Origin of the sequence: Bacillus sp. CCNWLW194 (genome assembly GCF_037120585.1) — a bacterium.
Taxonomy (GTDB): Bacteria; Bacillota; Bacilli; order Bacillales; family Bacillaceae_G; genus Bacillus_A; species Bacillus_A basilensis.
Genome location: NZ_JBBBBL010000004.1, coordinates 307,637 through 326,401, shown reverse-complemented (window position 1 = coordinate 326,401; position 18,765 = coordinate 307,637). Strand labels below are relative to the sequence as shown.

Genomic DNA, 18,765 nt, shown 5'->3' with positions numbered 1-18,765 from the left:
ATATAATTGTAATGAATAAGGTACCGTATGATGCGGTGCTTTTTTATTTATGGAGGTGTAAAATAGAAATGATTTTTATAGTGATTGGATTATTGGGGATGTTAGTTGGAGCTTGCATGTTATGGAGTGTAAGTAAAGTATATGAAAAATATAGTTTTCATAAAAAAGAACATCTAATGAGTGCAATTTTAAATGGCCTCTTTTATGTGCTTATCTATATGAAGTTTGGATTCATTCCTTATGCATGGTTGTTAATGATTCTGTCTATTATTCTTACAGCATTATTCGTGATAGATTTTAAGTATCAAGATTTGCCTGATGGATTAAATGTATTGGTATTCCTGTTAAGTGTTGTTTATCTTGTAGCATGGAGGATAGAGACCCCTATTCCTTATGTAATAACAGCTATTTCACTTTTTGTAGGATTTCTACTCTTGGCACTATTAACAGGTGCTTTAGGTGGAGGAGACATTAAATTTATTGGGGCAATTGGGTTGTTCTTTCATTATAATCAAATTCCTCAACTATTGATGTATGCATTCTTTACAGCATCTATATTTGCTGTAGGGTTAATGATTTTTAAGAAAAGTAAAAAAGATGATATGTTTGCATTTGGACCATTCCTTATTATTGGTGTACTTGCAACATTACTTGTATAAGTAGTCTATATGACTGCTTTTTATTTTAATTGTTTTTTATAAATGGAATTTTAAAATGTTTTGTATATAGGTTTATGTTTCGGAGGGGTTTTTGTTGCTGTTTCTTTCTTTTGTTTTATAGTGTTTGTTATACTTATTAATATTGGGGCTTTAGTGGATTTTTATGTTTGACAAGCAAGTTAACGTTTACATAATCAAAGACAGATGAGGAGATGATGTTTAAATGAATGGGTCATTTAAGGTGGTAGATATTTTAACAAAAAGAGTAATAAAAGTGTATTCTTATGCCACTATAACAGATAAAGAGAAAAAGAAATTAAGAGAGAACAATAACATTCTTATGTTTTGTTGTTGTGGGAAAGAGGATATAGAACAAAAAATCAGTTCAGATTTAAAAATATATAATGCGGTAAATGGAGCAGTTCATGATATAGACTGTTATAAACATCATGATTATCAACCAATTGATTATAAAAGTGGTTGGGGAGAAGAGATGCAAGATGGTAAAATAGTTTATACTGCAAATCTTGTTGGTCTAATTCCAGAGAATAAAAAGGAAACACTTCCTGTAGACGATAGGATTGGTACTACATCTAATATGGGAAATAATGCTTCAACAAAAAAGGTTGAAGGTAAAGTAACAATAAGAGGTTTTTGCACAAGATTAAATTTGTTGACTTGGAAGAAATACAGATATTTTCAAGCAAAAGAAAAAGTGAGTATAGAAGAGTTTGGGAAAAAGATATTTGCAATGAGTGGTCAAATACAGATATCAAGTAAAAAGAAATTTTTAGGGGATTTATGGTTTAAGAAATCAAAAGTAAAAACATTAAATCCTAAAAAGGATAGTTTGTTTATCTATATGAAGTATATAGATTATGAAGAGAAAGAATATGGTGTTAAGGTTCAATGTGTAGACAATTTTGGCAAAAAACATTTTTTCTTTGCAGAAAAGGATGTACTTGACGATAAATTAACAAATGAACGAGTTGTAAACGGAACTATGATTATTAGTGGATTCGTGCATCGTAAAAAACTAAACTCTGAAGTATTATACTTGGGGGAATTTAGTTTATTTAAAGTAAATAAGTATGGTTTATTTTCAGAAAGTAGCCACGAAATAGAAGTATATGAAGAAATGACTAATAAAGATATTCCATTTTACAAGCCATTTGAGGGATTATTGGAGTTTAATGATTATAAAGCGGATTTTATTATTGATTCTACTAAAAAAATTGTAGGAGAAGTGTTTGGGGTAAACACAGAGCAGTATCTAATAGATAGAGAGAAGAAAATACAGCTTATGAATAATTTAAAAGATACCTATGATTTTTGGTATTGGGATGCATATACAGGGGAACTAATGCCACGGATTCCAGATGAATGGAGTAATTATTAGTATTTAATAAATACATGCATATGTTTAAGATTGTTGAAGTTGAAATATAAAAAGTTGCCATTAAAAGGGCAACTTACATGATTTTTCCGTCAAGAAGGCAACTTATATAAATAGTCACAAGTATTTATGTTATGCAATAAGTGTTTAGCTTATAAGAGGAAGTTAAAAATAACCGCCCTACCAGTGAGCGGTTATTCTTTCTAAGGCATCCGCAACTACCTTAGAAATCCTTTCTCTTCCTTAGAGAAACTGAAGTGACCCTATGGACTCTTTTCATTTTTATTATAGCATGTTTGTTATAATAGAAATACAGATAGATTCATTTTAAAGTGTTTTTTGAAAGTAGGTAATATTTATGAGCCCAGTATATGCTTCTTTTTTTGTATCTATTTATGTGGGAGTAGGTATGTTGTTTATGCATTACCTTTTAAAGAAAGCGTATCATGCACAGGAAATAGAGAATGATGTGAATGAAGAAGAAAATATGTACTTAGGATTGGCTAAGATGTTTGAGAACATACAATCAATAGCAGGACATAGATTTGCAAGTATGGTATATGCAATAGGTGGCTTAATAGGGTTTCCTTTATTCATTATTTTTGTAGTTGTTGAAATGTTAATTGGTCTGCTTTCTATTTTCGAAAAAATATTTTTATCAGATATTGATGAAGACGAAGAAGAAGAAGAAATACACGATAAAAAGATGTAAATCAGATTAGAAGTGAATGACAAGCTCATTCGCTTCTTTTTTATTTGTAAAATAAAATTTACTAAAATATTGAAGCGGGAACAAATATGTAGTAGAATGACAATATTAATTGACTATAGTTAATGGAAAATTAACGTTTAAGATGGGAACTATAACTTTGAAATCCATGAAAACAGAAGCAATTTTACAAGAAGACGGATTCAGTAGATAATGCATTTCAACTTGCAAAACAAAGATATGAAGATGCTGAGAGGAACAGAGCTGAAAAACTACATGCATACCGTTTAGCAGATGATGAAGTGAAAATGGCATTTAGGCAGTTGGAATTACTCTGTCCTCATGAAAATATGAAAGGTATCTTCTTCAAGGAATGTGCAGACTGTAGTTATAGTAAATTTCTTTTTTAATGAATGATAGGAGAAGTGGAGTGGATAAATATGTATTTATCAGGAATGAGAAAGAAGATAACAGACCTATTAAAAATGGCAAAGGATAAATATGAGGGGGAACTTGTGCTTCTACCTTTAGGATGTGTAGAAAAAGAAATGCCTATGGATAGATATTTAATTGCCCAGGTGTTTGAAGTAAACATTGTAGAGAATTATGTAGAAATTGTCTATGATTTTGACGGATGTACAGAGTTATCTGAAGTCTTAACTGTAGAACAGTTTGATAAGCATGTAGAATTATTGGAATTAAATAATTCACTTCGAGAAATAGCTTTACGTTTACTGTTCGGAATAAAGATAGACATAAATGCATGTACGAATGATTACATTGTGGAATTCAGAGAGTCAAGATTAATAGATGAAACGCCACTGAATTATCTAATAAATAAAGGATACTACGTTCGAAAATCTATGTTAGAAAAAGATACTTATCATATTTCAAAAACGAAAAGAAAGGGGATATAAGCAATGAATAAAAGAATGAAACTTAAAACAGCGAAACGAGTAAACACGCAACGTCATGAAAAATTGTTGTCTACAATTCAAGAAGTATTCACGGTAGATACGAAACGGTTTTTAAACGGATATTTTGTTTTTGATATGGGAACACGTTCAGTATGTCATTTTACTTTGAAAGAAACACCTGATTGGAAATATGCAATTTGGTTGTATCCGAACAATGTTTTTACTGTGTTTGGGGAACATAAAAAATTAATTGATAAGTTTAAGCCAAGCAGAACATATATAAGTTTTGCTAATAACGTTGAAGGATTCTTAAATTTGGTTAAAAAAATTGAAGAGAAACCGAAGTTATATTTTGTAGATTCCTTAACATATGGAGATGCATTGAAAGATTTTTCAAGAGATGAAAATGGTTTTTATTCGGGTTACCAGGTTATTAGAGAATTTAATGAAGATAGCGGTTGTTGGGACAAGATTTCAAGAAATGTTGAATTAACACAAGAAGAATATGTAAAGCAGAAGTATGAAGAGTTTATGAAATATGAGCAAATTCATAAAAATAATGTTGAAGCTGATAGAAAGAATACATTTGAGTTCTTTAAGAAACTGCCATATCAGTTTGAAGATATCGTCGCAATTGGTGTTGTTGATAGAAACGAAAAAGGAATAATTTGTTATCCGAGATATGATATTGGTGTTGTTGTAAATCCTAACATGTCTGATGAAGAATTCGATGCATTTCATGATAAAGTAGATAAGTTTATTACAGATTCTGTTTATTCAAAAGAAAGAAAAACACATGAACATCAATTTGATTTATATGGATTCTACGATGAATTAAAAGACATTAACGAAGCAGATTATAAGTTTTATAAAAACTAAGTATGGGGGAATGAACGTGATTTTTGAGGGGGCATTTAATGTTTGAAGCGGGGGATTATGTCATGGTTAATCATCCTGATTATCCAGAATCGGAAGGATTAGCACGAGTGATAAGAGCAACATCTAAAATTCTATGGGTGGAGTTCCTTGAACGTAAAGGAAAATGGATGGTTCATGAGGATTATCTACGAAAAGCAACAAATGAGGAAATCGAGGTGAAGAACTAAACAAAATTGTTCTTAAAATGGCTTTTGAAATTTAAAAAGAGATGGAGGGTTCTAAATGCAAGTAGTAATTCATTTGAAGCATGGTGGGTTTTCGGTAATTGATTCTGAGGATAATGAAACAACGATGGAAGTTTTTAATGCATTCAAGAAAGTTAATTTTAATAGAAAAGGGAATTACGTTTCTGCTAATGTGGTTATTCCTTATAATGAAATCAAATTTGTAGAGCTTAAAGGAATTTAAAAATTCGTTATTTGGGAGAGAAGGAGAATGCGAAATGAAAAACAGAGAGTTGCATATTTTGATTGCGGAGCAGGTAATGGGATGGAAAGTAGAGATTGCACCTGATGGAACTGAATTTTTTGATACAGGTATTTTCTGTGGGGGAAGAGATATAGACGATGTTGGAATCCTTGAAAAAGATAATCTAAATGTATTTAAACCAACTAAGAAGCTACAGGATACCTGGTTAGTAATTGAAAAAATGCGAAAGGATTATCATTTTAACTTCTTGTTAACTACACCAGAAGAAGGTTCTTTAAAAACAAAGTGCTATTTTCAATTAGGTGACATTGAAGTGAGTGCTGTCTGTGAAACTGTACAAATGGCTATCTGTAAGTCTGCATTGTTGGCAATTAATGCCTTAACAAAATCAGTATTGAATGGAAAAGAGGAATGAAAGATGGAAGAACAAAAAAAGTTAGTTGTTTTAAATGAAGATGATAGGGCAATTGCCTTAAAAGGATTAAAAGATTTAAGTTTCTCGGCACATCAAATGCACGAATTGTTATCTCAAGGTAAGCTAACGGAAGAAGCGAAGTCTCTGTTTATCTCTTTATCAGAAAGATACGTTTCAGATGTAGCGAAAGCAACAAACTATGAATCTGATTTAGCGAAGGAAAGAGAGAGACGAAGTGCAGACCTTAGAAATGCAAATTTACGTATTAGAGAATTAAAACAACAGATGGCTGAAATGAAGCCTATTGATGGTTTGAAGGAGCAACTTCATTCATTAACCAATACAATTAAAGACTGGTGGAGAGAACTTGGATTTAATTATATTTCTGAAATGACTTTCACTGATTATGGTGGATTGAATGTGAAGTTTGCTTTTAATTTGAATCGGTGTAGCAGAATATTTAGCAGAAAACCAGTGTCAGATAAAAAAGAAGCAGTAGATAAAATTCAACAACTATGTGATAAAGGATTCGTTCTTATAAAGGAAGGTAACGAATTACAATTAGCAGATAATGATGAGAATAAGAAATTATTAATAAACCTTTTAGAAGAAAGGTTCCCAAGTATACAAATAGAACGGATAGAGGCTTCTTTCGAAAGGGATAATCAAGTATCTTATATAGAATCAGTTAAAGCATATATTGGAGAGTTACATGAAATTTAACAGAAAATGAATACTTAAATAAGTGAAATAGAGGAATACAAATGGAATCTAATTTTATTACATTTAGTCTATTGCTAAAAGAACTTGAATTTGGAATTGATTTAGGGTGTGTAATAGATGCACCAGATGGTAAAGACGTGATTGTAAGAGAAATATCAAGTGTCAAATATACAACTGATAATCAAGTCGAAATACGAATCGTAGGTGAATATATCTGGCATAGATAGTATGAGTAGAGAGAAGGAAAAGATATGGATTTAATAAATAAATTAAAAAATACATTCAAAATGAAAGTAGATTGGGAGAATGATGGTGTATATGCATTATCTAATGAATGTATTTGTCTTATGTATATTGAACCTCATGAAGGAACGGACTGGAAATATCTAATAAGAATCGACTACCGAAAAACTTTTGAAAGATGGTCTGCCACATGGTATGAACATGAAATTGCAGATATTATAGATGAAAATAAAGTTAAAGATTTAATGCACGATATAAAGATTATTATCGAATATGAAAATATAGTTATTGCAAAAATTTCTAATGATAAGGAAGGTAATGATTTTTATTATGAATTAAATGAATCGGTCTTAGAAGAAATGCCATTGACTATTTAAGAATAATGAGGTTATCTTCATAACCTTGCTGAAGCGGAGGGGGATAGAATGGAGAAAGAAACAATGAGGTTTCATGCTGAAGATGTCTTCTATAAAGTGGAGAAAAAGAAAGATAAATATTTTCAAATCTATAAATGTAAAAGTAGGATAAAAGAGCCCATTACTCATAGAGAAAGCTTTAGAAGTGCTTGTAAGGTAGCTAAACTATTAGCGGATACATATTCTGAAGGCTATGAATCAGGTAAGGATTATGGAATATCAGTTTATGGTTGGGGTATTACGGGTGGTTCTTAAAAGGGGTAGTTTACTAAATATTGTTTGAATAGGAGCGAGTATAAGATGTGCAAATTTAATAAAGCGTGGATTGGTATTTGTAAGGAAAAGAACGAAGAAGGACAAACATACTGTATGGAACATAAAGAAATGACTTGTTCTGTTTGTGGAGAACAAGCTACGCATGATTGTGCTGAAACAAACCAATTTGTATGTGGAACTAACCTTTGTGATAAAGAAGAGTGTAAACTGCAACATTTTTATCAAGCACATGGGTATGCGTTTTTCTCAATTATTAGATTGGAAGAGAAACTAAATCTATTACCATTCAAAATTGTGGTTTCTAAAGTGAACCATGGGTCAGGTGAGTTAGAACAGTGGATGAATGAAAAATATAAAGATAGACTGGAAGTATTGCTTATGACATTTGGAGAAGATAATCAAATTTCGTTTCATCGAGCAAGCTTTATGCAATCTATTGAGAAAAAAGAGGATATTCAACAATTCTTTAAACATTCTTTCTATGAAAACGAAGTTAATCAAAAAGGTGTCTACTATTCTTCTGAAGCTATTCTTTTGGAACAGAAACATGAATCCTTTGATATGAATCAATTAGAAAAAATTATTTAATTAAAAAATTAATCCAGAAAGGGAGTATCTAAATGGAGACTAAAAACGTAAATGCATCGGAAAGAGAACAACTTAGCTTTCAAGTAGGATTTATTATGGCGGCCATTGATTATAATATGGTGAATTGTGACGTAGTAGAGGGATTTGAAACGATTTGCAAGGAGATTGTATTAGATAAGGGGTTTATTCAAAAGGGAATGCAACACTATGCAACAGAAAGCAATTTGATTATTTGTCATGAAGACATGCAGAATATTTTAAATGAATATGAAATGAAGGAATGACAGGCATTTTCTAAGGAAGATGCTTTTTTTATTTCATTTCAAGTAAAATAAAATTTACAAATTAATAATCATGTCATATACTATAGTTAATGAAAAAGTTAGTGAAGAAAGTTAACGACATTACAAGGGAGTTGTATAAGGTGAGAGACTTGTTTTTAGTTGAAGTGAAACATGATGAATTTATGTTTAACGGCAAAGAATTTCAGTTAATGCAAGAAAATGTTATTTCCAATGACCAATATCTTGCATATGTAGAAAATGCAGAAGACATCAAGGCACTATTAGTAGAACATCAACCTCATTATTATTATGAGCTTCCTAATAATCCACTACCAGGTGATTCTGAATATCAGTCACAAATTTGTTCGGTTACAGACATTTCAGATGATGGTGGTAGTCCATTATTACAAAGTTTTAGTCAATTAGATAGTTTTTTATCTCACGTTTCACAAGGAAAAAATGCAGTTATTAAAATGCGTTAATTTGAGGAGGAGTAATTATGGTAGTAGTAACAGACCGATGGATTGAAAATGGTGAAAAGGTTGTTCTGTTAGAGCCTGTTTCAGTAATGAAAGATGATACGTTTGAACATGCAGTTGCATTTGCAAATAGAAAAAAAGATGTAGATACGTTTTTTTTACAATTAAACGAAGGAACTTTGATTTTCAAAAGTGACGTTACGATTGAAACTTTAAGAGAATTATATAGTGACCTGAATCGAAAAGATGAATTGATTCAGCAAGGATGGGAACTGTTGGATGTTAAATTCAACGTATATCTATTTGGTAATGAAAATGGTATTGAACATCCAGTACAATCAATGAACGAAACAACAGCTTGGTTACAATTGTATAGTGAATTACAAGAACGAATTTTTGAGACATGTGAAACAGATTGTATTGTATCAGTTGCCTAAAAAACTAATTTTCGAGGTGAGAGTATGCGTAGCAGAGAACGAAAAATAGAAGAATTTAGAGAAGGTATTGAGAAATTCGAGAAGTCACCCCGTAATGCAGATGATTACATGGGGTTAATGCTAAGTATCCGCAAAGCTTCAAGTTTTGGGGATGGACTGGTGTATTCAGCACTTAAAAAAGAAATAGAAGAAGTTTTAAAGAATATGAGGGGTCACAATTTTAATCATGAGAAAGGATGAGGAACTTGAAAGAAGGCATTATTTATAAAGTTTTATCGGCAAAAAAAGTAGATGTATATCATTATCACGGTTCTTGGTTTGAGTATACATGGAAATTAAAGTTGATGGATGAGAATGGAGAAATTATTGAATGTAAAGAAGATACATGGGACGATTTCAAAAGTTTAGATGGCAAAAATATTCTTAAGAAAAAGTCATGTTCCGTGTTTGGTGTAGCAACAATAGAATCCAACAAATAAAAAACGTCTGTAAAAGGAATGAAGATGGGATGAAGGTCGAACAAGTCGCTGAAATTATAGATGCAAATGCAAGAATGGCATATAAACATGCTTATAGTGGTGGAACTCATAAGTCAGAAGAACAGAGAAAGAGAATGGAGCAGGTAGAGGTTAATGACTTAGTTACTGTGACTTTATCAAGTCATGTTTCTGCTATCAATCGGGTGGGGTATTTACGAAAAAGATTTCAGGATAAACAAAAGAATGAATGTTATTTAATTGAACGTTTAAATGGTGAAGTTGCTGAATGGTCGGATTGTAAATTGATTAAAGTATATGAATCATATGTTTTTTAATTAATGATAAAAGGTGGTATTTATGATGATAAAAAAATACGGTTTCAACTGGAAAGAAATCACTGTGCCTGAAATTAAAAATCATTTGGGTAAAAAAGATTTAATGTGTTTGACGGAAGACGATTGCTTTTTTATAGAAACAACAGATGTTGCACCCGACTATATTCGATTTGACATGTTATTACATGGTAAGTGGTATATAAAAATTGCTTGTAAAAAAGAAGATGTTGAATCCGAGGGGTTCGAAAATGAATGATTTGGTAACAAAATACTTATCAAAGATGGGTTTAACGGGAACGGAAGTTTTTAGTCAGTCGGAATCAAATCAATTAATGAATAAACATGTGATTGGGTTATATAGGGGGCATGTATCATTGACAGAAGATAAGGATTTTACAGCCCATGAAATTGCGGAAAAGCTTTCTTTCATAGAAGATGAATGGATAAGAAAGTTTGATGAAGCTTGGGATGAAGTATTTAGTGAGTAATTAATAGAAAATGTTTTATTTTAGTAGATTTTGAATTTTAGCAAGAAATGGAGAGATAAAAATGGGTAATACGTATGAATTATTAGCAGTTCGTTATCGTGAAAAAGAAGAGGATGGAATAATGAGACGTGAGTTCATCCCTGATGAAAAGGTTGAAGCAGAAGCATTTGAAAAAGATTTAAAAGAAAAAGGGTATTCGTTTGTGGAAATGACAACTGTAGTGGCAAGAAGAAGTTAAAACCAAATAAAATTGTTATTTGATAGAAATGGGGAATGAGTCATGGAAACATTAGATGCACCAATTTATGAGGTTAGTAAAGAGAGTGATTGGTATAAGTCAGCAATAAAAAGAAAATATGATATAAATCATTTTTTTAAGTCTTTTAAAGAAAAATATGGAACAAATAAAGGATTCGTGTTTTATCATTCAGATTTCTTTGGGGTTCGAATGGGGACTGAAGCTTATGAATTGTTTAAAGATGCAGTTTTGAAAAATCCAAAAGAAAAAGATTTTTATCCATTTAAGAAACGTTCAAAATATTATAAAGAAATCAAAGCACTTATTGAACAAATTGAAGACATTTGTCCTTTTAAAGCTCATGATGTTTTTGGGACGAATAACTTTTCTGGCAGTCAGTGGGTAGGAGATAGATGGTTCTTCGGAGTTAATAATGAGGAATATGTAAAGAGCACTGAAGTTATTCCAGTTGATTTCAAAGAGTATTTGAAGGCAGTAATGGAAACGTTAGATTAATTAGAGTAGTATTATGGATTATAAATTTAATGAAAATTTTGAAAAAATTATTTAGCAAAGAGGGATTTGAAATGGAAGAAAAATTACAAGGAGAACAATTGTATTGGAGTATGAATGGAAATTTTGGAGCGTGGACTTCAATTTTAAAATTAATTAAAGAAAATAAGGTGGCGTCTTTAGATGACTTATATCATCTGGGAATAATGCAATTGGAACATCTTCATGAAAAAATGAAAGAAATTGAACCAAGTAGTTTAGAAGACTAATTAGATATTTAATTTCATAGAAACGTAGGGATGAAAATGGAACTTCATTATTGGGAAAAACAGCTAATTTTATATACAAAAGGACATTATAAACGCATTGATTACAAAAAAGATATAAAGTTGTTTACAGCTAAATTGTATGCTTTGAGTTTAGAGGATGTAGGTTTCAAAAGTGTTTTGCATATGGTATTAGATGTATACGAAACGTTGTGTGATAACGGGTATATCAGTTTCAATTTTAAAACGTTTATTTCTACTCTTTTAAGGGAATCTGCTTTTAAAAGCGAAGACCATAAGATTGATGAGTATGATATTTTACATAAATTATTAGCGGAAATTCAAAATATTCCTGTCTTGAGCAAAGGGTTAGATTTGGGGGAAGCTGACGCTAAATTGTTAGAGGAAATAATGACAGATATTTGTAGGAAAGTAGGTAATTAAGTTGGATAGAGAACGTTGGGTTATTAAAACGAATAAAGGACGATATGTAGGAATTCCTTTTATTTTAAGTAGTGGGCTTAAAAGTTTTTTAGATGAAAAACCAGTTTGGAATAAAACGAGAACCTATCATACACGAGCAGAAGCAGAAGCAGGTTTAGCGAAATATCTATCGCCAGCAAATAATCATTATGTCGATAAATACTCTTTTGAAGAAGGGGAAAAGTTAGATGGTGTGGAGAGAGTGTTTGTTTAAATTAAACAAAAATGTATTTTAATGCAATTTGAATTTTTTTATAAAAGAAGGTGCATTAATTGAGGGTTGATAAAACTTTTTCAGAACTATGGAATTTATATTTAAGAGAGAATTTAAACGCTGAATTAATGAATGTCGAAGAATATGAAGAATACGAAAAAGAAGTTAAAGATACATCTTTAATGGCTATAAACACAATTAAAAAATTGCAACAAAAAATACGTGAACTGGAATTAGAAAATAATCAGTTAAAAGGAATAAATAGGTTTTCTTAATGAAATCATTATTTTGTAGAGTCTAATACAATTCAAATTTTATTAAAAATGGAGGAATGAATTATGAATACAGTAACTAAAAAAGTGATTGTATCACCTGAAGCAAATTTAAAAGGATTAAGTATTAAACCGCCAAACTATTTAATAGAAGGTAGAGATGGAGATAGTTATTCAATATATAGGGAAATTGAGAAAGATGAAGAATGGGATTTTGAAGGTGAGTTTGTAATAACTTATCAAGATAAGTGCTATATAAAATTAACGAATGTACCTAATGAAGAACATGCAATGGCAGTTATTAAGTCGTATTTTGGAGCAACAAAAGAACTTGGTAATTTAAGTTAATTGAATTCGAATTGCGTAGAAAAGTAGGTGAAAGAGTATGCCAATCAAAAAAGGGACACATGAGGACTTACCATTGTCATTATGTTGTCAGTCAAAATGCAAACGAGGATATAAATTAGCACAAGATTATAAGTCTATTTACTGTTGCAATTGTGGTAAGAAACAAAACTAAGCTAAAAATTTAATATAGTATTTTGTAAAAAGCAGGTGACGTAATGGCGTACCAAGTTCCTAAATGTGACTGCGGTAATAAATTAATATACATGTTTGATAAGTTGTATCATTAAGAGTTTAAAATTGCAAAGAATGGAGGTGAGTTGCCTTGTTAAGTGGTATTGGATGGGTTGTGCTTGGTCAGTGGACGTGGCAATTAGTTAAGTGGATGACACCTGGATTCTTATTAGGTATAGGCACAGGTTGGCTTATATGGGGATAAGATAGATAAAAAATTTTGATTGTAATACAACTTGAATATATAAGGAATGAATAATCAATATGGATAATTGGAAATGGAAATATTATAGTACGACTCAGGGGAGTTGGCATAGCACATTCACAGCTTTTTATAAGGTTAAGGTAGATAAGATGACAGGTAAAGAAATTGGGGAGCCTGTATCCATCTCTTATGAAGAATATTTAGCTAAGTAAAATGGATGCATAATGGAGGATTTTATATGAGTACAGGTCTATACATAATAATTGGCATTCAAGTTCTTTTGTTACTAACTCAAGTATTTTTTATAGAGAAGGAAAAGATGAGGGAAAGAAATGAAAAAATAACAGAAAATGTAGTATTTCAAATAGTAACAGGTATTGGGACCTTTATTCTTCTATATTTTATTGTTCGTAATTATATGACACCAGATATGTTTAGGATTTGAGGAGAAATAAAATATACAGAGGAGAAAATGGTATGAAAACACCACAAGAATTAAGAGCATTAGCAGATAATCAAAAGAAAATCGAAGGAGATGTTTTTGCATCTTCTATGATTGAGGAAATCGAAGTAGAGATGATAGAAAAAGCAAATGCAGGGAATTATGAATTAAAGATTCATGCCAATTCTGGTTTGAATAGGGATAATTGGTTAACGGAACCTCATTTATATAATGCACTTATTTTAAAATTAAGAAGTTTAGGTTTTGAAGTTTCTCATAGTGATGAAATGCGAGATGGGACATATATGATTATCAAATGGTAATGAAATTAAAGAGGAGAAATGAGTCATGTTTTGTGAAATCTTAGAGTTAGATTTGACACAACCTTTTGGTGATTTAAAAGGTTCTAAGTTTATTAAAGAAGTAAGGGCACAATCAGGAGAATTATTTAAACAAATTTTACTCATTAATGGGAAAATCTATCATCCTTGTGTTGCTTATTCTTGCATTCTGGGAGTTAGAGAAATGAAATTGAACAAAAATCCAGAAAATCATGTAATCAGCGAAGAAGGTTTGGAATGCCCTTATTGTGAATATGTTCATGATGAAAGATATTTATTGAAGAAGAATAAAGGTCATATGGAATGCCAATACTGTCATTCTGAAATTAAGTTTGTGATAGATAGAGAGGTAACCGCATCCAGGAAATGTTTGAGAGAGGTTTATCATACGGAGCCTGTAAAATTAAAGGAGCCTATTGAGCTGTAAGTGAGTGAATAAATATCACATAGATAGGAGTATGTAAGATGGTCACAAAATCAAGAAGAATAAATCTTTATATTTTATTAAATGGATTATCTAATAATACGTTGCAAGTTCAATATTGTGGTGCAGATATAGATGATGATGTATAACTATATATTTTTAAATGATTTTTATATACATAATGTTTGAAAGATAGGGAGATATTGAAATGGATTTGTATTTATATGAAGAAAATGTAACAGAGCGTTTAATTACGGAATGGAAGAAGTATGGTTCCCTTGTAGTAGCGTATGACTTTGATAATACAGTATACGATTACCACAAAGAAGGACACTCATATGAGTATGTTATTCAATTATTAAGAGAAGCTAAAAAACTTAATGCATATCTTATGGTTTATACAGCGAGACGTAATAGTGAGCTATCCTTTGTTAAGCAATATTTAGAAGAGAATGATATTCCATTTGATTCCATCAATGAGACTCCTGGGTTTATACCATTTACAGATGGGAAGAAACTATATTACAACATTTTGTTAGACGACAGAGCAGGTCTTCCTTCTGCATATCGTTGTTTGTTGAATGCTGTTAAATATATGGATGAGATACAGAAAAAAACGAAACAAGGTAGTCAAAAGGGAGAGAGTTAATATGGAGTATGACTTAAAAATTAGACAATCGTATCATGGTACAGGTGGTATAGAGGGATATAGATATGAACTGTATAACATCAATGGAGAAAAAATAGGTCGATTACATTCTGTACCTATAGAATGCAATTGTGATAACACCCTTAGTATAAATGGTGTTGGTTATATAATTTCATCAATATATGATTCTCAAGACCAAAATGAGGAGAAAGAAGAAGTAATTTATTATGAATTAAAAAGATACGAATGTAATCCTGATTTTGATTTGGGAGAAACAATTAAATAATGATTGGATATTGTTAAGATGAAGTTTTTTGAAATTCGTAAGTTATGAAGGTAACTTAAAGAAAGTGAGAGAGGTTTATGCCATTAGCTAATTTCCAAAGAAACGTCTTAGTAGGCGTAAGGGATAATAATTTTGACATCTGTAGTGAAAGAGGATGGAGTATTGAAGAGCAAGACACTCATATTAACGTGTATGACGAAAATAATAAATTGATAGATAAGTTTTTCGGTCATATGATGTTAAGCAAATTTTTGAAGAAGTAAGCTTACCAAAAATGTGAATATTATTTTTATAGAAAAGAGGAACGAGAATGAAAGGTCACATTAATGTAGAACAATTAGTATTACTAAGTGCAGAACAAGTTTTGACTTTGAGTAATTCGAAATTTATAGACACTGTTTGGATGGATTGGGATAATGTAAGTAAAGTACAAAGTGCGTTGGACATATTTAAAAACAAAGGGTGGAAACATAATACGCTAATTAAAACAGCAAAACATTGTAATACATCGAATATGATAGCAATCCTAAACGATTATGGAAAAGTAGTAATTGAAAATTCTCATTCCGAATATGGAACGAAATGGTTTGTCAGTATAAATCATGATGTGGAGATGGATAGATTCCACTTTGAAGGGGAAGAGCTGTGTGACGCATTATGGATGGCCGTTCAAAGGGCTATCTTTTAATATCTATTAAATCTTAATAGAAATGAGGATAGTAAGTTGAATGGCTAATGTAGTTTGACAATTACCAGTAAAGCAGAGCAATACAACAAGCCATGATTGGGTGCATCCGAAAGCAAAATATCATGCTTTTATAAACGATGACTCGCTATGTGGAAAGTATAGTCAATCCACAAGCTTCTTTGAAACCACGATTGAATCATTTGAGTTAAGGATAAATGAAGAACTGGCATGTAAAAAATGTCTTAAGAAATTGGATTTAAACATATAAAAAATAATTTATACCGATAACCTATTATTTTTATTAAAAGAATAGTAAATGCATATAATAACTGAACAAATATAAAACAGGTAGTCTCAAGCACTTTAATAAAAAGTTATTATACAGAAAAGAGGAAATGAAAATGATAGTAGGACATTTAATTGGTGGAAATGAAATTGAAGGAATTCGTGAAGGAACTGTAATTATTAACGATGAACAACTAAATGTTAGTTATGAAGATTTAGTTGCTGTTTGTGGAAATATTTCATTAGGCGATTTAGATACGAGCATCACTACTTTTAGAAGTGAAGAAGCTGTTGAACGTGACTACATTAAGTTAATTCAAGCATATGATGATGAAATTGATGAAGATTTTGTTATTGATAATCATTTAGCTAAACAAGTTTGCTATAGTTCATATGAGATTAATTTTGAAAAGAAAACATTAATACTAAAGATTGAAACTTATGAATAAAACGCAGATTTTAGCATGTGAAGAATTAAATTAAAACAAAAAGGAACCTATAAAGGTTTCTTTTTTATTTATATTAAATTGACTATAGTTGATATAAATATTATAATTTACCGTGAAGATTAATAGCTCATATTGTTAATGTATCTGAACTAACAATTAAAATCTCGGAGGTTATAGTTATGGAGACAAAACAGATAAATGATTTTATTAATAGTGTAATGGGTTCGAATGAGTTTCAAAGATTACAACAAGAAGTGGCAAATCAAATAATTAATAGAATGAATGATTTTCCATTTGAGTCTGTTGACGATGTTAAATTGGTATCAGCAAGGCTTAGAGATAGTTTTTATTTAAGCGTGAATTATCAAGTGTCCAAAAAGATGATTTCTTTAATGGGAAAGAAAAAATGCATGAAAAAGACGAATGAATTAAATGTTTGAATATGTAATTTATCTTTCAAGTGAAGAAAAACCAAAGGATGCAGGTAATTCATATGGTTATTGGAAAGGGAAAAACCATATTTATGGCGGTATCCTCATACCTTTAACAAGAGATGTTGTTGACGAGTATACAAGAAAATATAAATCAAGAAAGAGAGCCGAAAACATGGCTGAAAAATTAGCTGATAGATGTGGATATGTAATGTCATGGGTAGTTGAAGAAATTAAATCTAAATGAAAAGGATGAGGCGAATATGATTGGAACAACGCGAAAATCGTGGATGCTTATAGGATTTGTTTTCTTGATGTTATTAGCGATTGTAGGAGAAATGCTGAACTATACACATATTACAACTGTAAAAGGTGAAGTGATAGAAAAGTATTCAAAACGTCAGGAAGAAGTAGATAAGTTTTATATAGTTGTAAAACAGAAAAATAATTCTGAAACGGTTATTGTAAATGAAGATAGTTTGTTAATGTTCAAGTTTGATTCAGCAGATGTACAAGCTAAGATTCATCAAGGTGAGAAATATGAATTTAGATTGCGTGGTTATAGAGTTCCTATATTATCTTTATTTCCTAATGTAGATACAGTAGTTGAAAAACAATAAAAATATAAAAAGGATGATTATGAATGGAGAAGTTTGAATATAAAAAAGTTGAGTTCCAAAAGTTAACACGACCGCATCATTCTGAACTTGATGTGAACAAGCTGAATGAGTTAGGAGCAGAAGGTTGGGAGTTAGTCATGATTGATAGTGGAGAGTATGTGTTCAAAAGAAAAATCGTTTAAGGAGGATATACCTATGAATGAATACCAAGAGCAAGGATATAAGAATGATGCAGAAAAAATTGAACATGAAATGCGTGAAATGGGATATTTGTCCTCTGATATTGTGGTAGTAGCATATTTCCTGCTAAAGAATAATATCGACAAGGCAGAAGGACAGATGAAGGTAGAAAATAAACTGCAAGAGATGATGCAAAGAGCAGAAGAACTGTTGAAAGAATAGTAGAAATAATCAAAAGTGAGGGCGTGTAAAAAATGGATATTAAAGATTTGATTCAGAAAATCAAAGAGAGAAGACTATTGTTACAAGCTTTGAATCCTGAAATTGGTACAAAGGTAATGGGATGGAGCATTGAAACTTCAATGGATGGATTGAATGACTATTATGAAGATGGAAGCTTAAATGGTGGTTTTTGGGTGGAAGACATTCAAAGAGGTTTTTCGATAGATGATTCTAATACTTTTAAGCCATCAGAAAATATGAAACATACATGGATGGTTATCGAAAGAATGATGGAACATTATAACTGTTCATTCTCTTTAAACAGTACAGAGTTAAACAATTTTAAATGCGAATTTCGTTTTGGTAACGAAATTGTAGAATATATTGACCCATGTCAGTGCGTTGCTATTTGTGTAGCTTCTTTAAAAGTTTTAAGTGTCCTTGATGGGCAACAAAACAATGATAAAAGGGACGAGTAATATGGATAGAAAAAGAGAATTCAAGTTTCAGGGTAAGGAAGTATCCTTTACAGATACGCTTATCATGGGGAAATTAGAGGAGAAGATTCAAAAGGGTATTGATGAAATAAAAGAAGTAAAGGGTAAAGAAATAACCATTACGATGACATTGGATGACCTCTATTATATGAGAAGATTATTGATTACTCAGGCATTTTCTACAAGATTAGCAAGAGAAAACTTAGTGGATGCAATGGAATATACTAAATCTTTGAAAGAAAAACCCGTAGAGTGACGGAAGAAAAGGA

At 30.9% G+C, this 18,765-nt stretch carries 45 protein-coding genes; all 45 read left to right on the top strand.

The genetic code is table 11. The features are described 5' to 3' along the window. Positions 1-68 precede the first annotated feature (68 nt). The 45 genes from V7S50_RS11550 to V7S50_RS11330 all read left to right on the top strand — a co-directional run bounded on the left by V7S50_RS11550 (position 69) and on the right by V7S50_RS11330 (position 18,752). Positions 69-659, top strand: a complete 591-nt coding sequence (locus V7S50_RS11550; RefSeq protein WP_000576310.1) for a prepilin peptidase — start codon at positions 69-71, stop codon at positions 657-659. Between the two features lie 241 nt (positions 660-900). Beyond that, complete coding sequence (locus V7S50_RS11545) at positions 901-2,058, top strand: hypothetical protein (protein ID WP_336376359.1); 1,158 nt, start codon at positions 901-903, stop codon at positions 2,056-2,058. A 355-nt stretch (positions 2,059-2,413) separates the two neighbouring features. After that, a complete protein-coding gene (locus V7S50_RS11540; protein ID WP_242289709.1) occupies positions 2,414-2,767 on the top strand; it encodes a hypothetical protein in 354 nt (117 codons plus the stop codon). Positions 2,768-3,189: 422 nt separating this feature from the next. Next, positions 3,190-3,681, top strand: coding sequence for a hypothetical protein (locus V7S50_RS11535; RefSeq protein WP_242298941.1), 492 nt, complete (start codon positions 3,190-3,192; stop codon positions 3,679-3,681). A 3-nt stretch (positions 3,682-3,684) separates the two neighbouring features. After that, entirely contained in the window at positions 3,685-4,560 is an 876-nt protein-coding gene (locus V7S50_RS11530) for a hypothetical protein (RefSeq protein WP_336376361.1), read from the top strand. Between the two features lie 38 nt (positions 4,561-4,598). Beyond that, the gene (locus V7S50_RS11525) at positions 4,599-4,787 is read left to right on the top strand and encodes a hypothetical protein (RefSeq protein ID WP_000460991.1); all 189 of its coding nucleotides are present in this window, start codon (positions 4,599-4,601) and stop codon (positions 4,785-4,787) included. A gap of 55 nt (positions 4,788-4,842) precedes the next feature. Beyond that, on the top strand, positions 4,843-5,028 hold the full coding sequence (locus V7S50_RS11520) for a hypothetical protein (protein WP_086877972.1): 186 nt from the start codon (positions 4,843-4,845) through the stop codon (positions 5,026-5,028). 34 nt (positions 5,029-5,062) lie between these two features. Then, complete coding sequence (locus V7S50_RS11515; protein ID WP_336376362.1) at positions 5,063-5,464, top strand: BC1872 family protein; 402 nt, start codon at positions 5,063-5,065, stop codon at positions 5,462-5,464. Positions 5,465-5,467: 3 nt separating this feature from the next. Then, the gene (locus tag V7S50_RS11510) at positions 5,468-6,187 is read left to right on the top strand and encodes a hypothetical protein (protein WP_336376363.1); all 720 of its coding nucleotides are present in this window, start codon (positions 5,468-5,470) and stop codon (positions 6,185-6,187) included. Between the two features lie 41 nt (positions 6,188-6,228). Continuing rightward, positions 6,229-6,414: a hypothetical protein gene (locus V7S50_RS11505; protein WP_319788784.1), complete on the top strand. Its 186-nt coding sequence runs from the start codon at positions 6,229-6,231 to the stop codon at positions 6,412-6,414. 24 nt (positions 6,415-6,438) lie between these two features. Continuing rightward, complete coding sequence (locus tag V7S50_RS11500) at positions 6,439-6,807, top strand: hypothetical protein (protein WP_098297417.1); 369 nt, start codon at positions 6,439-6,441, stop codon at positions 6,805-6,807. 48 nt (positions 6,808-6,855) lie between these two features. After that, positions 6,856-7,101 carry a hypothetical protein gene (locus V7S50_RS11495; protein ID WP_098297418.1) on the top strand — a complete coding sequence of 82 codons (246 nt, stop codon included), beginning with the start codon at positions 6,856-6,858 and terminating at the stop codon, positions 7,099-7,101. A 45-nt stretch (positions 7,102-7,146) separates the two neighbouring features. Further along, on the top strand, positions 7,147-7,710 hold the full coding sequence (locus V7S50_RS11490; protein ID WP_098297419.1) for a hypothetical protein: 564 nt from the start codon (positions 7,147-7,149) through the stop codon (positions 7,708-7,710). Positions 7,711-7,742: 32 nt separating this feature from the next. After that, complete coding sequence (locus V7S50_RS11485) at positions 7,743-7,994, top strand: hypothetical protein (protein ID WP_336376365.1); 252 nt, start codon at positions 7,743-7,745, stop codon at positions 7,992-7,994. 140 nt (positions 7,995-8,134) lie between these two features. Then, entirely contained in the window at positions 8,135-8,476 is a 342-nt protein-coding gene (locus tag V7S50_RS11480; protein WP_336376366.1) for a hypothetical protein, read from the top strand. Positions 8,477-8,493: 17 nt separating this feature from the next. Next, positions 8,494-8,910 (top strand): hypothetical protein, encoded by a 417-nt coding sequence (locus V7S50_RS11475; RefSeq protein WP_336376367.1) that lies wholly within the window; start codon positions 8,494-8,496, stop codon positions 8,908-8,910. Positions 8,911-8,934: 24 nt separating this feature from the next. Then, the gene (locus V7S50_RS11470; RefSeq protein WP_336376368.1) at positions 8,935-9,150 is read left to right on the top strand and encodes a hypothetical protein; all 216 of its coding nucleotides are present in this window, start codon (positions 8,935-8,937) and stop codon (positions 9,148-9,150) included. Continuing rightward, on the top strand, positions 9,147-9,389 hold the full coding sequence (locus tag V7S50_RS11465) for a hypothetical protein (RefSeq protein WP_003320064.1): 243 nt from the start codon (positions 9,147-9,149) through the stop codon (positions 9,387-9,389). The genes V7S50_RS11470 and V7S50_RS11465 overlap by 4 nt, the downstream gene beginning before the upstream one ends. Before the next feature lie 29 nt (positions 9,390-9,418). Continuing rightward, entirely contained in the window at positions 9,419-9,724 is a 306-nt protein-coding gene (locus tag V7S50_RS11460) for a hypothetical protein (RefSeq protein ID WP_242298927.1), read from the top strand. A gap of 22 nt (positions 9,725-9,746) precedes the next feature. Continuing rightward, positions 9,747-9,980, top strand: coding sequence for a hypothetical protein (locus V7S50_RS11455; RefSeq protein ID WP_242298926.1), 234 nt, complete (start codon positions 9,747-9,749; stop codon positions 9,978-9,980). Continuing rightward, on the top strand, positions 9,973-10,212 hold the full coding sequence (locus V7S50_RS11450) for a hypothetical protein (protein WP_242298925.1): 240 nt from the start codon (positions 9,973-9,975) through the stop codon (positions 10,210-10,212). Before V7S50_RS11455 ends, V7S50_RS11450 begins: the two co-directional genes overlap by 8 nt. Before the next feature lie 61 nt (positions 10,213-10,273). After that, positions 10,274-10,450: a hypothetical protein gene (locus tag V7S50_RS11445; protein ID WP_336376370.1), complete on the top strand. Its 177-nt coding sequence runs from the start codon at positions 10,274-10,276 to the stop codon at positions 10,448-10,450. A 42-nt stretch (positions 10,451-10,492) separates the two neighbouring features. Then, on the top strand, positions 10,493-10,966 hold the full coding sequence (locus tag V7S50_RS11440) for a hypothetical protein (protein ID WP_242298923.1): 474 nt from the start codon (positions 10,493-10,495) through the stop codon (positions 10,964-10,966). Positions 10,967-11,037: 71 nt separating this feature from the next. Further along, a complete protein-coding gene (locus V7S50_RS11435; RefSeq protein WP_336376371.1) occupies positions 11,038-11,232 on the top strand; it encodes a hypothetical protein in 195 nt (64 codons plus the stop codon). A 36-nt stretch (positions 11,233-11,268) separates the two neighbouring features. Further along, positions 11,269-11,673: a hypothetical protein gene (locus V7S50_RS11430; RefSeq protein WP_336584262.1), complete on the top strand. Its 405-nt coding sequence runs from the start codon at positions 11,269-11,271 to the stop codon at positions 11,671-11,673. Position 11,674: 1 nt separating this feature from the next. Further along, a complete protein-coding gene (locus tag V7S50_RS11425; protein WP_336376373.1) occupies positions 11,675-11,926 on the top strand; it encodes a hypothetical protein in 252 nt (83 codons plus the stop codon). Positions 11,927-11,985: 59 nt separating this feature from the next. After that, positions 11,986-12,201, top strand: coding sequence for a hypothetical protein (locus V7S50_RS11420; protein ID WP_242299230.1), 216 nt, complete (start codon positions 11,986-11,988; stop codon positions 12,199-12,201). A 63-nt stretch (positions 12,202-12,264) separates the two neighbouring features. After that, positions 12,265-12,546, top strand: coding sequence for a hypothetical protein (locus V7S50_RS11415; protein ID WP_098297430.1), 282 nt, complete (start codon positions 12,265-12,267; stop codon positions 12,544-12,546). Positions 12,547-12,583: 37 nt separating this feature from the next. Continuing rightward, complete coding sequence (locus V7S50_RS11410) at positions 12,584-12,718, top strand: hypothetical protein (RefSeq protein WP_255258613.1); 135 nt, start codon at positions 12,584-12,586, stop codon at positions 12,716-12,718. A 323-nt stretch (positions 12,719-13,041) separates the two neighbouring features. After that, complete coding sequence (locus tag V7S50_RS11405) at positions 13,042-13,194, top strand: hypothetical protein (RefSeq protein WP_176520696.1); 153 nt, start codon at positions 13,042-13,044, stop codon at positions 13,192-13,194. Positions 13,195-13,220: 26 nt separating this feature from the next. After that, complete coding sequence (locus tag V7S50_RS11400) at positions 13,221-13,427, top strand: hypothetical protein (RefSeq protein WP_242298647.1); 207 nt, start codon at positions 13,221-13,223, stop codon at positions 13,425-13,427. A gap of 32 nt (positions 13,428-13,459) precedes the next feature. Beyond that, positions 13,460-13,747, top strand: a complete 288-nt coding sequence (locus tag V7S50_RS11395; protein WP_242298645.1) for a hypothetical protein — start codon at positions 13,460-13,462, stop codon at positions 13,745-13,747. Positions 13,748-13,772: 25 nt separating this feature from the next. After that, on the top strand, positions 13,773-14,192 hold the full coding sequence (locus V7S50_RS11390; RefSeq protein WP_336376374.1) for a hypothetical protein: 420 nt from the start codon (positions 13,773-13,775) through the stop codon (positions 14,190-14,192). A gap of 205 nt (positions 14,193-14,397) precedes the next feature. Continuing rightward, positions 14,398-14,838 carry a hypothetical protein gene (locus V7S50_RS11385; protein ID WP_336376375.1) on the top strand — a complete coding sequence of 147 codons (441 nt, stop codon included), beginning with the start codon at positions 14,398-14,400 and terminating at the stop codon, positions 14,836-14,838. A gap of 1 nt (position 14,839) precedes the next feature. Next, positions 14,840-15,124 (top strand): hypothetical protein, encoded by a 285-nt coding sequence (locus V7S50_RS11380; protein WP_242298631.1) that lies wholly within the window; start codon positions 14,840-14,842, stop codon positions 15,122-15,124. Positions 15,125-15,201: 77 nt separating this feature from the next. After that, on the top strand, positions 15,202-15,387 hold the full coding sequence (locus tag V7S50_RS11375) for a hypothetical protein (RefSeq protein ID WP_319790864.1): 186 nt from the start codon (positions 15,202-15,204) through the stop codon (positions 15,385-15,387). A 47-nt stretch (positions 15,388-15,434) separates the two neighbouring features. After that, a complete protein-coding gene (locus V7S50_RS11370; protein ID WP_144536553.1) occupies positions 15,435-15,812 on the top strand; it encodes a hypothetical protein in 378 nt (125 codons plus the stop codon). Positions 15,813-16,213: 401 nt separating this feature from the next. Then, the gene (locus tag V7S50_RS11365) at positions 16,214-16,546 is read left to right on the top strand and encodes a hypothetical protein (RefSeq protein WP_336376376.1); all 333 of its coding nucleotides are present in this window, start codon (positions 16,214-16,216) and stop codon (positions 16,544-16,546) included. 179 nt (positions 16,547-16,725) lie between these two features. Further along, the gene (locus V7S50_RS11360) at positions 16,726-16,986 is read left to right on the top strand and encodes a hypothetical protein (RefSeq protein WP_336376377.1); all 261 of its coding nucleotides are present in this window, start codon (positions 16,726-16,728) and stop codon (positions 16,984-16,986) included. Then, positions 16,979-17,224: a hypothetical protein gene (locus V7S50_RS11355; RefSeq protein WP_336376378.1), complete on the top strand. Its 246-nt coding sequence runs from the start codon at positions 16,979-16,981 to the stop codon at positions 17,222-17,224. The genes V7S50_RS11360 and V7S50_RS11355 overlap by 8 nt, the downstream gene beginning before the upstream one ends. A gap of 16 nt (positions 17,225-17,240) precedes the next feature. Then, positions 17,241-17,597, top strand: coding sequence for a DUF1523 family protein (locus V7S50_RS11350; RefSeq protein WP_336376379.1), 357 nt, complete (start codon positions 17,241-17,243; stop codon positions 17,595-17,597). Between the two features lie 23 nt (positions 17,598-17,620). Continuing rightward, positions 17,621-17,779 carry a DUF4177 domain-containing protein gene (locus V7S50_RS11345; RefSeq protein WP_141528308.1) on the top strand — a complete coding sequence of 53 codons (159 nt, stop codon included), beginning with the start codon at positions 17,621-17,623 and terminating at the stop codon, positions 17,777-17,779. A 13-nt stretch (positions 17,780-17,792) separates the two neighbouring features. After that, on the top strand, positions 17,793-17,999 hold the full coding sequence (locus V7S50_RS11340) for a hypothetical protein (RefSeq protein WP_242298625.1): 207 nt from the start codon (positions 17,793-17,795) through the stop codon (positions 17,997-17,999). Between the two features lie 32 nt (positions 18,000-18,031). Further along, entirely contained in the window at positions 18,032-18,478 is a 447-nt protein-coding gene (locus V7S50_RS11335) for a hypothetical protein (RefSeq protein ID WP_336584259.1), read from the top strand. Position 18,479: 1 nt separating this feature from the next. After that, positions 18,480-18,752: a hypothetical protein gene (locus V7S50_RS11330; RefSeq protein WP_336376381.1), complete on the top strand. Its 273-nt coding sequence runs from the start codon at positions 18,480-18,482 to the stop codon at positions 18,750-18,752. The last annotated feature ends 13 nt before the right edge of the window (positions 18,753-18,765 follow it).

What these genes read in the sequence shown, in the direction of transcription:
- V7S50_RS11340 (WP_242298625.1), top strand. Translation starts at nt 17,793, where the DNA reads ATGAATGAATACCAAGAGCAAGGATATAAGAATGATGCAGAAAAAATT.
- V7S50_RS11410 (WP_255258613.1), top strand. Translation starts at nt 12,584, where the DNA reads ATGCCAATCAAAAAAGGGACACATGAGGACTTACCATTGTCATTATGT.
- V7S50_RS11485 (WP_336376365.1), top strand. Translation starts at nt 7,743, where the DNA reads ATGGAGACTAAAAACGTAAATGCATCGGAAAGAGAACAACTTAGCTTT.
- V7S50_RS11375 (WP_319790864.1), top strand. Translation starts at nt 15,202, where the DNA reads ATGCCATTAGCTAATTTCCAAAGAAACGTCTTAGTAGGCGTAAGGGAT.
- V7S50_RS11370 (WP_144536553.1), top strand. Translation starts at nt 15,435, where the DNA reads ATGAAAGGTCACATTAATGTAGAACAATTAGTATTACTAAGTGCAGAA.
- V7S50_RS11450 (WP_242298925.1), top strand. Translation starts at nt 9,973, where the DNA reads ATGAATGATTTGGTAACAAAATACTTATCAAAGATGGGTTTAACGGGA.
- V7S50_RS11360 (WP_336376377.1), top strand. Translation starts at nt 16,726, where the DNA reads ATGGAGACAAAACAGATAAATGATTTTATTAATAGTGTAATGGGTTCG.
- V7S50_RS11415 (WP_098297430.1), top strand. Translation starts at nt 12,265, where the DNA reads ATGAATACAGTAACTAAAAAAGTGATTGTATCACCTGAAGCAAATTTA.
- V7S50_RS11405 (WP_176520696.1), top strand. Translation starts at nt 13,042, where the DNA reads ATGGATAATTGGAAATGGAAATATTATAGTACGACTCAGGGGAGTTGG.
- V7S50_RS11490 (WP_098297419.1), top strand. Translation starts at nt 7,147, where the DNA reads ATGTGCAAATTTAATAAAGCGTGGATTGGTATTTGTAAGGAAAAGAAC.
- V7S50_RS11510 (WP_336376363.1), top strand. Translation starts at nt 5,468, where the DNA reads ATGGAAGAACAAAAAAAGTTAGTTGTTTTAAATGAAGATGATAGGGCA.
- V7S50_RS11475 (WP_336376367.1), top strand. Translation starts at nt 8,494, where the DNA reads ATGGTAGTAGTAACAGACCGATGGATTGAAAATGGTGAAAAGGTTGTT.
- V7S50_RS11530 (WP_336376361.1), top strand. Translation starts at nt 3,685, where the DNA reads ATGAATAAAAGAATGAAACTTAAAACAGCGAAACGAGTAAACACGCAA.
- V7S50_RS11440 (WP_242298923.1), top strand. Translation starts at nt 10,493, where the DNA reads ATGGAAACATTAGATGCACCAATTTATGAGGTTAGTAAAGAGAGTGAT.
- V7S50_RS11350 (WP_336376379.1), top strand. Translation starts at nt 17,241, where the DNA reads ATGATTGGAACAACGCGAAAATCGTGGATGCTTATAGGATTTGTTTTC.
- V7S50_RS11470 (WP_336376368.1), top strand. Translation starts at nt 8,935, where the DNA reads ATGCGTAGCAGAGAACGAAAAATAGAAGAATTTAGAGAAGGTATTGAG.
- V7S50_RS11400 (WP_242298647.1), top strand. Translation starts at nt 13,221, where the DNA reads ATGAGTACAGGTCTATACATAATAATTGGCATTCAAGTTCTTTTGTTA.
- V7S50_RS11380 (WP_242298631.1), top strand. Translation starts at nt 14,840, where the DNA reads ATGGAGTATGACTTAAAAATTAGACAATCGTATCATGGTACAGGTGGT.
- V7S50_RS11460 (WP_242298927.1), top strand. Translation starts at nt 9,419, where the DNA reads ATGAAGGTCGAACAAGTCGCTGAAATTATAGATGCAAATGCAAGAATG.
- V7S50_RS11520 (WP_086877972.1), top strand. Translation starts at nt 4,843, where the DNA reads ATGCAAGTAGTAATTCATTTGAAGCATGGTGGGTTTTCGGTAATTGAT.
- V7S50_RS11390 (WP_336376374.1), top strand. Translation starts at nt 13,773, where the DNA reads ATGTTTTGTGAAATCTTAGAGTTAGATTTGACACAACCTTTTGGTGAT.
- V7S50_RS11540 (WP_242289709.1), top strand. Translation starts at nt 2,414, where the DNA reads ATGAGCCCAGTATATGCTTCTTTTTTTGTATCTATTTATGTGGGAGTA.
- V7S50_RS11500 (WP_098297417.1), top strand. Translation starts at nt 6,439, where the DNA reads ATGGATTTAATAAATAAATTAAAAAATACATTCAAAATGAAAGTAGAT.
- V7S50_RS11395 (WP_242298645.1), top strand. Translation starts at nt 13,460, where the DNA reads ATGAAAACACCACAAGAATTAAGAGCATTAGCAGATAATCAAAAGAAA.
- V7S50_RS11335 (WP_336584259.1), top strand. Translation starts at nt 18,032, where the DNA reads ATGGATATTAAAGATTTGATTCAGAAAATCAAAGAGAGAAGACTATTG.
- V7S50_RS11435 (WP_336376371.1), top strand. Translation starts at nt 11,038, where the DNA reads ATGGAAGAAAAATTACAAGGAGAACAATTGTATTGGAGTATGAATGGA.
- V7S50_RS11550 (WP_000576310.1), top strand. Translation starts at nt 69, where the DNA reads ATGATTTTTATAGTGATTGGATTATTGGGGATGTTAGTTGGAGCTTGC.
- V7S50_RS11515 (WP_336376362.1), top strand. Translation starts at nt 5,063, where the DNA reads ATGAAAAACAGAGAGTTGCATATTTTGATTGCGGAGCAGGTAATGGGA.
- V7S50_RS11465 (WP_003320064.1), top strand. Translation starts at nt 9,147, where the DNA reads ATGAGGAACTTGAAAGAAGGCATTATTTATAAAGTTTTATCGGCAAAA.
- V7S50_RS11365 (WP_336376376.1), top strand. Translation starts at nt 16,214, where the DNA reads ATGATAGTAGGACATTTAATTGGTGGAAATGAAATTGAAGGAATTCGT.
- V7S50_RS11525 (WP_000460991.1), top strand. Translation starts at nt 4,599, where the DNA reads ATGTTTGAAGCGGGGGATTATGTCATGGTTAATCATCCTGATTATCCA.
- V7S50_RS11495 (WP_098297418.1), top strand. Translation starts at nt 6,856, where the DNA reads ATGGAGAAAGAAACAATGAGGTTTCATGCTGAAGATGTCTTCTATAAA.
- V7S50_RS11355 (WP_336376378.1), top strand. Translation starts at nt 16,979, where the DNA reads ATGTTTGAATATGTAATTTATCTTTCAAGTGAAGAAAAACCAAAGGAT.
- V7S50_RS11330 (WP_336376381.1), top strand. Translation starts at nt 18,480, where the DNA reads ATGGATAGAAAAAGAGAATTCAAGTTTCAGGGTAAGGAAGTATCCTTT.
- V7S50_RS11385 (WP_336376375.1), top strand. Translation starts at nt 14,398, where the DNA reads ATGGATTTGTATTTATATGAAGAAAATGTAACAGAGCGTTTAATTACG.
- V7S50_RS11430 (WP_336584262.1), top strand. Translation starts at nt 11,269, where the DNA reads ATGGAACTTCATTATTGGGAAAAACAGCTAATTTTATATACAAAAGGA.
- V7S50_RS11455 (WP_242298926.1), top strand. Translation starts at nt 9,747, where the DNA reads ATGATGATAAAAAAATACGGTTTCAACTGGAAAGAAATCACTGTGCCT.
- V7S50_RS11445 (WP_336376370.1), top strand. Translation starts at nt 10,274, where the DNA reads ATGGGTAATACGTATGAATTATTAGCAGTTCGTTATCGTGAAAAAGAA.
- V7S50_RS11345 (WP_141528308.1), top strand. Translation starts at nt 17,621, where the DNA reads ATGGAGAAGTTTGAATATAAAAAAGTTGAGTTCCAAAAGTTAACACGA.
- V7S50_RS11505 (WP_319788784.1), top strand. Translation starts at nt 6,229, where the DNA reads ATGGAATCTAATTTTATTACATTTAGTCTATTGCTAAAAGAACTTGAA.